Origin of the sequence: Brevibacterium sp., from assembly GCF_022712115.1 — a bacterium.
Taxonomy (GTDB): Bacteria; Actinomycetota; Actinomycetes; order Actinomycetales; family Brevibacteriaceae; genus Brevibacterium; species Brevibacterium salitolerans.
Genome location: NZ_JALAHB010000033.1, coordinates 1 through 12,329, shown reverse-complemented (window position 1 = coordinate 12,329; position 12,329 = coordinate 1). Strand labels below are relative to the sequence as shown.

Sequence of the window (12,329 nt, the reverse complement as noted above, 5' to 3'; positions counted from 1 at the left end):
GGTCTGGGGCAGGGGGCCCTCGGAGGAGTCCACGAGCAGCACGACGCCGTCGACCATCGAGAGGCCGCGCTCCACCTCGCCGCCGAAGTCCGCGTGGCCCGGCGTGTCGATCACGTTGATGATGATGGGCTCGTCCGTGTGCTCGCCGTTGTAGGTGATGGCGGTGTTCTTCGCGAGGATCGTGATGCCCTTCTCGCGCTCCAGGTCACCGGAGTCCATCACGCGGTCCTGGATCTCACCGTGATCTCCGAACGCTCCCGCCTGGGTGAGCATCGCATTGACCAGGGTCGTCTTCCCGTGGTCAACGTGAGCGACGATGGCTACATTGCGTCGATCGAGGCGGCGGGAGGTGTGTTCAGTCATATGTTCACTTTCGCGAGAGCGTGTGCGTGAGCCGGATTCGGATCAGGCGGGGTGCGGGCGGCGCATGCTCACGGCCCGGTCCGCGGCGGACCGGAGCGCACACAGGCGCGCACGGTAGACGATTGTACGCGTCCACCGTGCGCGCCTGGTACAGCGAGCTTCTGCCGGTTTCGTCAGCGCCCGGCCGGAAGGAGCACATTCCGGCCCGGCACAGCGGGCGTCGCCTCAGCCCGCGAGGTCCTCCGAGGTCGCCGCGATCATCGTGTCGCGGGCCTCCCGCCGCCGGCGCTGCTCCACCGGATCCGGCACCGGCACCGCTGCCAGCAGCCGCTGGGTGTAGGGATGCCGGGGATTCGCCACCAGGTCCGAGGACGGACCCACCTCCAGGAGGTGGCCGTGCCGCATGACGGCGATCCGGCTCGCGACCATCTCCACGACGGCGAGGTCGTGGCTGATGAACAGGCAGGCGAAGCCGTACTCCTCCTGCAGCCCGCGGAAGAGCTCGAGCACCTTGGCCTGGACGGAGACGTCCAGGGCGGAGGTGGGCTCGTCCGCGATGAGCAGCTTGGGCTTGAGCGCGAGCGCTCGGGCGATGCCGATGCGCTGGCGCTGCCCGCCGGAGAACTCGTGCGGGTACCTGTTGCGCATGGACCGCGGCAGTTCGACGGCGTCGAGGAGCTCCTCCACCCGCCGGCTCAGGTCCGCGCCCTTGAGCCCCTGGTGGAGGAACATCGGCTCGCCGATCGACTCCCCCACCGGCAGGCGCGGATTCAGGGAGGAGCCGGGGTCCTGGAACACGAAGCCCACGGTCTTGCGGACCTCGCGCAGGTCCTTGTTCCTCTTCCCCGCGATCTCGAAGCCGTCCACGGTGAGCGAGCCCTCGACGACGGGGATGAGGCCCACTGCCGCCCGGCCGATGGTCGTCTTGCCGGAGCCGGATTCCCCCACGAGCCCCACGACCTCGCCCGCACCGATGCTGAGGTCGACGGAGTGCGCGGCGCGGAAGGCCTTCTTCCGCCCCACCGCGGGGTATTCGATGGCGGCCCCGGCGAGCCTGAGCGCGGCGGTCTCCCCCGCCTTCGCCGTTCCCTCGCCTCCCGGATGCACGTACGTCTCGTTGGACTCGAGCGGGATCTCCGGACCGGATTCGACGACCTCGACCGCTCCGGTCTCGGAGCCGAAGGCCGCGGTGCCGGAACCCGCGCCCAGGTGGGGCACGGCGGCCAGCAGCTGCCGGGTGTAGGGGTGCTGCGGATCGGAGAAGATCTCCTGACTCGCGCCCTCCTCCACCACCTGCCCCTCCTTCATCACGAGGATGCGGTCGGCCATGTCCGCGACCACGCCCATGTCGTGGGTGATGAGGATGATGCCGGCGTCCACCTTCTCGCGCAGATCGCGCATGAGCTTGAGGATCTCCGCCTGCACCGTCACGTCGAGTGCCGTCGTGGGTTCGTCCGCGATGAGCAGCTTGGGCCGGCAGGCCAGTGCCTGCGCGATCATGATGCGCTGCCGCTGACCGCCGGAGAGCTGGTGCGGGAAGGAGTCGTACCGCTCCTCCGGGTCCGGGATCTCCACCATCCGCATGAGGCGCAGGGCCTCCTGCTTGGCCTCGCGCGGACCCATCACGTTGTGCACGCGCAGGGTCTCGGAGATCTGGAAGCCCGCGGTGTAGACCGGGTTGAGCGCGGTCATGGGCTCCTGGAAGATCACCGAGATGTCGTTGCCGCGGATCCGCTGCATCGCCTCCTCGTCCATGCCGATGAGCTCGCGCCCATTCAGCTTCGCGGAGCCGGAGGCGCGGCCGTTCTTGGGCACGAGGCCCATGAGCGACATCGCGGACTGCGACTTGCCGGAACCGGACTCGCCCACGATCGCGAGCACCTCACCGGGGCGCAGGTCGTAGCTGAGGTGACGGGAGGCGGTGAACCACTCGTCGTTCACCCAGAAGCGCACCCCCAGATCGCGGACGGAGAGGATCGGATCCTTGGTCTTCGCTGCCTCGGCAGCCTGGGTCTCGTTCATCAGTGCTTCGCCTCCTTTCCGTCGCCGTCAGTGCCTTCGCCTCTGTCGTCGTCACTGCCTCGGCCCTCCGGCACCGTCCCGCCCAGGGCGGCTGCAGCACCCGCCGCCGAGGCCGTTCCGGCTGCCGCGGTCGCCGCACCGGCGGCGCGCGCATCTGCGCGGTTCATCTTCCGCACCGAGGGGATCGTCTTCATCCGCGGGTCGAAGGCGTCGCGCAGCCCGTCGCCGATGAAGTTCACGCACAGGGCGATGGCGATGATGAAGAGGCCCGCCCACCAGAACAGCCAGGGCCGGGTGGAGAACGCCGTCTGGTACTCGTTGATGAGCTGCCCCAGGGAGATCTGCGGTGAGCGGATGCCGAATCCCAGGAAGCTCAGCGCCGTCTCCAGCACGATCGCCTGGCTCATGAGCAGGGTGGTGTTGACGATGATCACGCCCATGGTGTTGGGCAGCATGTGCTTGACGATGATGCGGACGTCGCTCGCTCCCGCCACCCGGGCGGAGTCGACGAACTCCCGTTCCCGCAGCGCCAGGAACTCGCCGCGCACCAGGCGGGCGAGGCTGGTCCACAGGACACCGCCCAGGGCCACGCCGAGGAGCGGCGCCAGGTAGGCGCCGAGCGGCAGGCCGAAGAAGGAGAACCCCGGGCCGCCGATCAGCTTGCCGAGGATCGCGCCCACCACGATGGTGGGGACGATGATGAAGCCGTCCGTCACGCGCATGAGGAAGGAGTCGAGCCAGCCGCGGTAGTAGCCGGCCAGCGCACCGATCGTGGTGCCGACCACGAGGGAGACGGCGCCGATGATCACCATCACCATGAGGGAGATCTGGATGCCCTTCATCACACGGGCGAAGTTGTCCCGGCCGATCTCGTCCTGACCGAACGGGTGAGCTCCGAAGCTGAACGGGTCGGACAGCGACCAGGTGGGCGCGCCGCCGGGATTGAGGACGGGGCCGGAGCTCACGTGGTTGTGGATCCACCATCCGGGGATGGGGCCCACCCCCTGTGCGCTGAAGGCGAAGGCGGCGATGGCCGCGAGGACGATGAGCCCCGCCATCGCGCCCTTGTGCCGGAAGAACTTGGCCCGGACGATGGCGCCCTGGCTCAGGCCCTCGGTTGCCTTGCCGTCCTGTGCGGTGCCGGCCGCGGGCGAGAGTGCCGCGCCGGGCTGTGCGTCGTGTGCTGTGCTCATCAGGCGTTCACCCGAATCCGTGGGTCGAGGACCGCGTAGAGGAAGTCGGCCACGAGGTTGGCGACGACTGCCAGCAGTCCGGTGATGACGATGTAGGCCATGATCGGATCGATCTCGCTGCGGTTCATGGAGTCGATGAACAGCTTGCCCATGCCGGACCAGCCGAAGATGGTCTCCGTGATGACGGCTCCGCCGATCATCGTGATGATGTCGACGGGGACCACGGAGGCCAGCGGCAGCAGGGCGTTGCGCAGAGCGTGGCGCATGATCACCGTGCGCTCCGGCAGCCCCTTGGACCGGGCGGTGCGGATGTAGTCCTGGTTCATCACCTCGAGCATCGAACCGCGCGTGTAGCGGGTGTAGGAGGCGATGGAGATGAGGATCAGCGCGATCGAGGGCAGCAGCAGGTGCGTGAAGCTGTCGAGGTTCGTCAACCAGAAGTTCCCCTCGAGATTGGGTGTCTGCGCACCGATCGTCGCAATGGGACGGTTGTTGATCGCCGGATGGCTGTTGTAGGGACCCCACTCCTGGAACACGCGGTCCACGAAGACGAAGAACGCCATGACGACGGCGACGAGCGCACCGGTGCGGGCGGAGACCCAGGGATCACGGCCGCGGAACGCCAGCCCCACGCCCAGCCCCACGGCAATGGCGACGGCGAGCAGCAGGAGCATCCAGAGCCAGGACATCGGCACGTACCAGAAGAGGTTCTGCAGCGGCATGTAGAGGGCGATGCCGATCACGGCGACGGTGAGCGAGGTCATAAGCGCCTTGCGGTTGCCGAATCCCGTGGAGAGGTAGGTGATGACGACGGCTGCCGCCAGTCCCATGAGCCCCACCCCCACGATGCCGAGGCTGGGGTGGCGGAGCCAGCCGAACTGGAGGATGGCCCAGATCACGACGAAGGTCACGACCGTGCCGCCGGCGAAGGACCAGAGGCGCCGTCTGCGGCTGCCGCCCAGCGCTCCCATCCAGATGAGGCCGGCGAGGAGCGAGACGGTGAAGATGGCGCCCCATCCCAGCGTGGGCTGGCCCAGGAAGTTGTTGAACTCGATGGCGCCGTACTGCTTGAGGAGCACCGCCACCCAGAAGACGGGCAGCGAGTACATGAGGAAGCTGAGGAAGGTGATGAAGTAGTCGAAGCCGGAGTACTGCCGGATGGCGGAGACCAGGCCCACGAAGACGCCGACGACGATCGAGATGATCGTGGCGGCGGTGACGAGCTTGACGGTGTTCATGATGGCGCCGGGCAGCTGGTCGACGACCTCCTGGCCCTGATACCAGGCGGTGCCCAGATCGCAGGCGCCCACGAGACAGCCGGAGGCTCCCGCGAGCCACTGGAAGTAGCGGAGGATGACGGGGGTGTCGAGATTCAGCAGCCTCTCACGGGAGGCGAAGAGCTCATCGACGTTGGGGGCGGTGCTGGCGCGCAGGTCCCAGAAGAAGTCGAGCGCACGGTTGAGCAGCAGGTAGAGGACGAAGGGGACGACGAGCAGCACGAGCAGCGTCGACAGCGTCCGCCTGAGGAGGAATCTGATCATTGCAGTCCACGATCCATGTCAGGGAGCGTGCGGACGGCGGGGACACCGGATTGCGGTGTCCCCGCCGCTGCGCACATTCCGTACGGAATCAATCAGCTGTGAGGCCGGCGGGCCTCAGCTGACCTCCCACTCCCAGTAGTTCCAGAACATGGTGGGCGTAACCGTGATCGAGGAGACGTTCTGCAGCCGGTCACGGTAGATCGTGAGCCCCGGGTGCTGGAACAGCGTGACGCCGAACGCGTCGTCCACGAGAGTGGATTCGATCTCGGTGAGGATCTCCTCCTGTCGTCCTTCGTCGGTCTCGACCTGGAGCTCGTCGTAGAGCCCGTCGACCTTCTCGTTGGAGTAGCCGCCGTAGTTGTTCTGCTGGCCGGTGCGGAAGTTCGCATCGGACTCGGTCACACCAGTGTTGGTGGACTGCCAGCCGAAGAGCGAGGCGTCGTAGGTGCCGTCACCCAGCCGCGTACCCCAGTTGTCGTCGCCGTCCTCGATGATCTCGAAGCCGGCGGCCTCGGCCTGCTCCTTGATGAGCGTGAACTGCTGCGCGCGGCGCTCGTTCGAGGCACCGTAGAGGACACGGACCTTGGGCGATTCGACGCCGGCCTCCTCGAGGAGGGCCTTGGCTCCCTCGGCGTCGCTGCCGGGGTACTCCTCGGCCAGACCGTTCCCGCCGGTGATCCCGTCGTACATCGGCGAACCCGGGAACATGGTGTAGGAGTCCCTGAGCACAGCCTCGTCGTTGAGCGGCTTGATGATGGTGTCGAGGATCTGCTGACGGGGCAGGGTCTTGAGGAAGGCCTGCCGGACAAGCTTGGCCTTCTCCTCGTCGCCGCCGTAGGTCTCCGGATCGAACGGGCCGCCGTTGTCGAAGGTGAGATCGACGTGCTCATAGGTGCCGCCGTCCTCGGAGATGACCTCGACGCCGTCGATCGCCTCTGACGCGGAGAGCACATCAGCGGTGGCCTGCGGCTGGATGATGTCCAGCTCGCCGTTCTCGATGCCCTGGACGCCGGCCATCGGGTCCTCGTTGTAGCGGACGACGACCTGGTCGATCTTGGGATCCGTGGGACCGGTGTACGCCTCGTCCTTCTCCAGGGTGAGGTTCTGGCCCTCGGCGAAGCCCGTCATCTTGTACGGCCCGTTGTGGATGAGGAGGTCCTCGTCATCCGGCAGCGAGGTGAAGTTGAAGCCGGTGTTCCACGTGTTCGCGATCTTGGACAGCGCCTCGTTGTCCTTGTTCTCGAAGGCGTCGAGGATCGCCTGCTTGGCCTCCTGGGGATCGTCGATGCCCAGGGCCTTCTTCGCGACGATGTGCGAGGGCAGTCCCACGCCGTCGGCACCGAAGCCCAGCTCCAGCTCCCAGTCCGCGAAGGGCTTCGAGTATTCGAAGGTCACGGACTTGCCGTCCTCGGAGATCTCCGGGAAGTCCTTGATGAGTCCGGCGCCGGGGCTCGCGGAGTCGAAGTAGACATCGCCCTCACTCTGCTCGGCGAGATCACCGGACTCCTCGTCGCGGTCCTCCGCCACGTCCTCGTCGGACTCGGTGTTGAAGTTCGTGGACTTCGCCGCCCAGTGCAGCACGATGTCCGCGGCGTCGACCGGCGTGCCGTCGGACCACGTGGCCGTGTCCGCGAACGTGTACTTCACCTGAAGCGGGTCCTCGGAGACCTGCTCGACGGTGCCGAGCGTGCCGTCGACCAGCTCCAGGTTCCCGTCATAGTGCTTGAAGTTGTCGTTCATCATGTACGTGAGATTGGAGTTCGCGACGGCATTGCCGTTCACGGTCTCCGTATTCATGCTGCGGAACGGCTCGTTCCACCCCACGTTGAGGACACTGGGACCGTCAGAGCCGCCGGCGGCCTCGCCGCCGTCGCTGCCGGGAGGAGTGCATGCGGAGAGGACGAGAGCGGCGGCTGCAACGCCCGCACCCACTCCGAGGTAGCGCTTGTTCACGGTGGAACTCCTGTGCTCAGGGAATGCTGATGTATGGCCCGTGCCTCACCGCCGCCGCAGAGCGGCCGCAGGAGGACGGGCCGGTCGCCCGAGCCACTGGCTGTGACGCGGACGACATTGAGGAAACTCTAGGGAACCCGGATGTGTGCCATTGCACATAATGAGATTCCCTCACGCATTGTTACCCAGTTGTAACCGAGAACTTGGGGACTTCCCGGCTTCGTATGTTTAAGGCTCAGGACACCCTGAGCGTCGGGTCCACGCGCAGAGGACCTGCGTGGCTCTCTCCCCCTAGAATCGGCGGGGTGACCTCCTCACCGTTCGATCCCCGCCACCCTGACGACGAGCAGTCCTCCGCCGTGCTGCTGCGCAACGGGAGATCACGCGCCCTCGCATGGTTCACCCTGGCGGTGGCCGTCCTCGCCGCGGCCCTCACCCTCCTCCAGGTTCCGCAGCCCGCAGCGGTGGCCGTCCTCGGGCTCCCCGCGCTGCTGGGCGTGCTCAGCTGGGCCTGCTATCTCCGTCCGCACGTGGAGCTGAGGGCGGACGGACTCACGCTCGTGAACATCGCGCGCACGGTCGTCATCCCCTTCTCACGGATCGACGAGTTCGATCTGCGGCTGGGCCTCACCGTCCGCTCCACGGACGGGAAGACCTACGGCGCCTGGGCGCTGCCCAGCTCCGGCCGCCGGACACAGCGCGAGCGGCTGGGGAAGGTGAGCGTTGAGGCACACGTCCCCGCAGAGATCCAGCAGATTCTGGACGCGCACGCCCGCTGGCGGCAGCAGGACACACCCGTCTCCGGGCCAGCCGCGGTGACCAGCACCCTGACCCCGCTCCCGCCTGTGCTCCTTGTGCTCTGCCTCGCGTGGGCGGTCTGGGGCCTCAGAGTCGTCGCGACTCTCTGAGCGGCCTCACCAGCCGCGCTCCCGCTCCCCGTCACTCCCTCGGAACCGGCAGGACCCTGCCCGCCCTCACCAGCCGCGCTCCCGCCATTCGGCCAGCGCCGGGCGCTCCACACCCAGCGCCGTCGCCGCCCCGTGCCCCGGCAGCACGAGCGTGTCGTCCGGGAACCTCGCGAAGACGCGCTCTTCGAGGTCGTCCATGAGCTGCGTGAAGTCCTCGGGCGACCAGGTCTTCCCCGGGCCGCCGGGGAACAGCGAGTCGCCGGAGAGGATCACGGTGCCGCCGTCCCCGTCGCGCAGCACGTAGGCGATCGAACCGGGGGTGTGGCCGCGCAGGGCGATGCACTCGAGTGTGAGCCCGGCGATCTCCAGGACCTCGCCGTGGGAGACGGTCTGCTCGACGCTCGCTCCGGACTCCTCCTCGATCGCCTCCGCGTCGTCCACCCCCGCGACGGTGCGGCGGCACAGCTCCTCCTGTGCGTCGCGCAGGGCGCGGACGTGGTCCCAGTGACGATGCGTCGTGAGGATCGCCGCGACCTCTCCTCCGCCCGCGGACTCGAGAAGCGCGCGGATCGCGGGAAGATCGTCCGCGGCGTCCACGAGGATGTGCTCGCTCCGGCCGGAGGCCGTGAGCAGATAGACGTTATTGGCCATCTCTGAGACGGGCACGGAGCGGATCGTGAAGCCCGCGAACTCGCGGGTGAGAATGTTCTCCATGCTTCCACCCTAGGCCAGTCCGCACCGGTTCGGCAGGGCCTCCTGCACTGCCTCCTGCATGCGCGCTGCACTGCGCGCTGCACTGCGCGCGGCCGGGACCCGCCCGCGGAGCATCCCTCGCCGGCCGTGCCCCCGACCGCTGTGCACCGGCTGAGCAGGGTCCTCCCCCGGCCTCGCTACACTGGTCCGCGGGCGCCGACAGCGCCCGCGGACGAGGGAGCCGTACCCGCACAGATGCCGACGGCCAGAAGAGGAACCCTCATGTTCACCGTCCCCTTCTCCGTTCCGGCGGCAGCTGCGGCGACGTCCGCGCTCGCGCTCGGCCCACCGCATCTGCCCACCGGCATCGCCTGGACCGTGCTGATCGTCTCCGGCGCATTCGAGACCATGTGGGCCTATGCACTCGCCGCCGACGGCATGCGCATGCCCCGCCGCATCGCCCTCTTCCTGGTGGGCACCGTCCTGTCCATGGGCGGCCTCGCACTCGCGCTCGACTCCATCCCCGTGGGGACCGGGTACGCCGTCTGGGTGGGGATCGGCGCAGTCACCACGCTGGCCTTCTCCGTCCTTCGCAGGGAGGAGTCGCTCAACTGGCTCCGCGCCGGGTTCGCCGCGCTGCTCATCTGCGGCGTGATCGGGATGAAGGTGGCGAGCTGATGCACTGGATCCTGCTCCTCGTCTCCGGCAGCCTCGAAGCCGTCTGGGCGCACGCGCTCGCGGACATCCTCGACCCGGTGAACGCCGGGGTCTTCCTCCTCGCCCTCACCGGCTCCGTCTGGGGTCTGCAGCGCGCCATGCGCACCGTGCCAATGGGAACCGCCTACGCGATCTGGGTGGGCGTGGGAGCCTCCGTCACCGCGCTCTGGTCCGCGATCGACGGAGAGCCCTTCGGCCCCGGCAAGATCGTCTCGCTCGCACTCATCGTGGTCGGGGTGGTGGGCCTCGAGCTCACCAGCGGGAAGGGCGGGAAGGACGCCGAAGCCGCCCCGTAGCCCGCGGATGTCTCATTCCACGTCGACCTTTCGGCTGAATGACGACGTGGAATGAGACATCGGCGAGAGGTGTCAGAGGCCCGCGCCCCAGCGGCCGCGCGTGTACTGCTTGGGGTACGGCGCCTCCCGCCAGTCCAGCCCGAGCTCATGCGCGGCCCGCTGCGGCCACGCGGGCTCGCGCAGTGCAGCACGGCCGATCAGCACCACGTCCGCATCGCCGTTCACCAGCACCTGTTCGGCCTGCACGGGCTCCGTCAGCAGACCGACCGCGGCGGTCGTCGCACCGGTGCCGGCGACCTCGGCCGCCAGCGGCACCTGATACCCCGGTCCCACGGGGATCTCCGCGGGCACGTTCGCCGCACTGGAGACGTCGATGAGGTCGCAGCCCTCCGCGTCCAGCAGCGCAGCGAGCTCCGCGGCCTCGTCGAGGTCGAATCCGCCGTCCGTCCACTCCGTGGCGGAGATCCGGACCATGACCGGGTACTCCTCCCCCACCTCCGCCCGGACCGCGCGGTAGGTCTCCATGAGCATGCGCGTGCGCCCGGCGAAGTCGCCGCCGTACTCGTCCGTGCGCTCGTTCGAGAACGGGGAGAGGAACTCGTGGAGCAGATAGCCGTGTGCGGCGTGGATCTCGACCGCGTCGAAGCCCGCCCCCTGCGCTCGGCGCGCTCCTGCCGCGAAGGCGGCCACGGCCTCGGCGATGTCCTCCCGGCTCATCTCCCGCGGCACGGCCAGATCCGGGAACGGGACGGCGCTGGGGGCGACGGTCTCCCAGGCGCCGTCCTCCGCGCCGAGGGAGCCCTTGGGACCGCCGTGGAACGCCGGGTGGGTGCTGCCCTTGCGGCCCGCGTGGGCCAGCTGGATCGCGATGGCGGCGTCCTGCGTGTGGACGAAGTCGACGATCCGCGACCAGGCGGCAGCCTGCGCGTCGTTCCAGATGCCGGCGTCCAACGGGGAGATCCGCCCCTCCGGGACGACGGCGGAGGCCTCTGCGATGAGCAGGCCGAACCCGCCCTGCGCCCGTGCGCCCAGATGCGCGAGGTGCCAGTCGGTGGGCACGCCGTCCCTGCCCTCGCACGAGTACTGGCACATGGGCGGCAGCCAGATGCGGTTCTTCACGGTGAGGCCGCGCAGGGTGAGAGGTTCGAACAGACGGGGCATGGTGGAGCCTTTCGCAGAGACTGAGGGACCGTCCGGGCAACCTCGCGCCCCGGCGCCGTATTCCCCGCACCGGGTCCATGTGCCTTCGCACATGGACCCGGTGCGGGAGCGACTCCGCCCTCCGCCTCAGCCGGAGACGGTCAGAACACGATCCCGAACACGGAGACGGCCAGGGTCATCGTCGCGAGGGTGATGACGACGATGCCGATGAGGTTGAGCCACAGTCCGCCCTTCACCATCTGCGCGATCGTCACGTACCCGGTGCCGAATGCCACTGCATTGGGCGGCGTGGCGACGGGGAGCATGAACGCGCACGTGGCGGCGAGCGCCACGGGGACCGTCAGCAGCATGACGTCCGCGCCGATCCCCATCGCGACCCCGCCGACCACCGGGATGAAGGTCGCCGCCGTGGCGGTGTTGGACGTGATCTCCGTGAGGAACAGAATGCCCGCCGCCAGCACCGCCACGAGGACGACGACCGGCACGGCCGCCAGCCCCTCGGCCACGGTGCCGATCCACTCCGAGAGGCCCGAGGCGGTGAACTGGGCCGACAGCGCCAGACCACCGCCGAAGAGCAGCAGCACGCCCCACGGCATCTGGACGGCGGTGTCCCAGTCGAGGAGCCGGACGCCGCGCTTCGCGCCGCCGGGCAGCACGAAGAGGACGAGGCCCACCGCCATCGCGATGCCGGCGTCGGAAATGGGCGGCTCCTCGAAGACCGTGGGGATGACGATCCACGACAGGGCCGCGAGGACAAAGACGCCCAGCACCATCCATTCGCCGGTGGACATGGGGCCCAGCTTCGCCATCTCCTTCGAGATCAGCTCCCGCCCGCCGGGAATCCGCTTGACCTCCGGCGGGAACAGGACCTTGACGAGCAGGAACCAGGCGACGGCCATCATCACCACGGCCACAGGCACGCCCACGAGCATCCACTCGCCGAACCCGATGCTGATGTCGTGGTTGTCGCGCAGATAGCCCACCAGGAAGGTGTTGGGCGGGGTGCCGATGATGGTGCCGAGCGAGCCGATGGAGGCCGAGTAGGCGATCGCCAGCATGAGGGCCGTGGCGAAGCGCGTCTGCATGACGGCGGGCTTCGCCTCTCCCTCGGGAGCCTCCGGGTCGCAGGACCGCGGCTCCGTGACCGCACCGCTCTCCGCCAGGGTCTCGTTGACCAGCAGGAGCACGGAGAGCCCGATGGGCAGCATGAGCACCGCCGTGGCGGTGTTCGAGACCCACATGGAGAGGAAGCCCGTGGCGATCATGAAGCCGGCGATCATGAAGCTCGTCCGGTCGCCCATCACGCGGAGGGTGGCGAGCGCGATCCGCCGGTGCAGGTTCCACTTCTGCATCGCCAGCGCGATGAGGAAGCCGCCCATGAAGAGGAAGATGGTGTCCGAGCCGTAGCTGCCGCCCACCTCGGAGAGGTCCACGCCGTTGAAGACCGGGAAGACCACGAGCGGCACGAGGGCGGTGGCGGGG

General features: G+C 68.5%; 11 protein-coding genes. 3 read left to right on the top strand and 8 right to left on the bottom strand.

Going from position 1 to position 12,329, the window contains the following annotated elements:
* The 5 genes from Q0A33_RS01615 to Q0A33_RS01595 form a co-directional block, all read right to left on the bottom strand.
* Nucleotides 1–363: GTP-binding protein (locus Q0A33_RS01615; RefSeq protein ID WP_291792134.1), on the bottom strand; the 363-nt coding region annotated here is incomplete at its 3' end.
* A 225-nt stretch (nucleotides 364–588) separates the two neighbouring features.
* Complete coding sequence (locus Q0A33_RS01610) at nucleotides 589–2,385, bottom strand: ABC transporter ATP-binding protein (protein ID WP_291792131.1); 1,797 nt, start codon at nucleotides 2,383–2,385, stop codon at nucleotides 589–591.
* Nucleotides 2,385–3,578 carry an ABC transporter permease gene (locus Q0A33_RS01605; RefSeq protein WP_291792128.1) on the bottom strand — a complete coding sequence of 398 codons (1,194 nt, stop codon included), beginning with the start codon at nucleotides 3,576–3,578 and terminating at the stop codon, nucleotides 2,385–2,387. The genes Q0A33_RS01610 and Q0A33_RS01605 overlap by 1 nt, the downstream gene beginning before the upstream one ends.
* Nucleotides 3,578–5,119: an ABC transporter permease subunit gene (locus Q0A33_RS01600; protein ID WP_291792126.1), complete on the bottom strand. Its 1,542-nt coding sequence runs from the start codon at nucleotides 5,117–5,119 to the stop codon at nucleotides 3,578–3,580. Before Q0A33_RS01600 ends, Q0A33_RS01605 begins: the two co-directional genes overlap by 1 nt.
* A 114-nt stretch (nucleotides 5,120–5,233) precedes the next feature.
* The gene (locus tag Q0A33_RS01595) at nucleotides 5,234–7,072 is read right to left on the bottom strand and encodes an ABC transporter family substrate-binding protein (protein ID WP_291792123.1); all 1,839 of its coding nucleotides are present in this window, start codon (nucleotides 7,070–7,072) and stop codon (nucleotides 5,234–5,236) included.
* A gap of 305 nt (nucleotides 7,073–7,377) precedes the next feature.
* On the opposite strand from Q0A33_RS01595, the gene Q0A33_RS01590 reads away from it, so the two are divergent.
* On the top strand, nucleotides 7,378–7,980 hold the full coding sequence (locus Q0A33_RS01590) for a PH domain-containing protein (protein WP_291792120.1): 603 nt from the start codon (nucleotides 7,378–7,380) through the stop codon (nucleotides 7,978–7,980).
* A 66-nt stretch (nucleotides 7,981–8,046) separates the two neighbouring features.
* Here Q0A33_RS01590 and Q0A33_RS01585 read toward each other — a convergent pair whose 3' ends face one another.
* A complete protein-coding gene (locus Q0A33_RS01585; RefSeq protein ID WP_291792117.1) occupies nucleotides 8,047–8,694 on the bottom strand; it encodes an MBL fold metallo-hydrolase in 648 nt (215 codons plus the stop codon).
* A 261-nt stretch (nucleotides 8,695–8,955) separates the two neighbouring features.
* Here Q0A33_RS01585 and Q0A33_RS01580 point away from each other — a divergent pair, with 261 nt between their 5' ends.
* Together Q0A33_RS01580 and Q0A33_RS01575 are read left to right on the top strand one after the other, a co-directional pair.
* The gene (locus Q0A33_RS01580) at nucleotides 8,956–9,351 is read left to right on the top strand and encodes an SMR family transporter (protein WP_363316517.1); all 396 of its coding nucleotides are present in this window, start codon (nucleotides 8,956–8,958) and stop codon (nucleotides 9,349–9,351) included.
* Nucleotides 9,351–9,686 (top strand): SMR family transporter, encoded by a 336-nt coding sequence (locus Q0A33_RS01575; protein WP_291792114.1) that lies wholly within the window; start codon nucleotides 9,351–9,353, stop codon nucleotides 9,684–9,686. The genes Q0A33_RS01580 and Q0A33_RS01575 overlap by 1 nt, the downstream gene beginning before the upstream one ends.
* A 72-nt stretch (nucleotides 9,687–9,758) precedes the next feature.
* Here the strand turns inward: Q0A33_RS01575 and Q0A33_RS01570 are convergent, their stop codons facing one another.
* Together Q0A33_RS01570 and Q0A33_RS01565 are read right to left on the bottom strand one after the other, a co-directional pair.
* Entirely contained in the window at nucleotides 9,759–10,847 is a 1,089-nt protein-coding gene (locus Q0A33_RS01570) for an NADH:flavin oxidoreductase/NADH oxidase (protein WP_291792111.1), read from the bottom strand.
* Between the two features lie 140 nt (nucleotides 10,848–10,987).
* On the bottom strand, nucleotides 10,988–12,329 hold a 1,342-nt coding region (locus Q0A33_RS01565; RefSeq protein WP_291792108.1), incomplete at its 5' end, for a DASS family sodium-coupled anion symporter.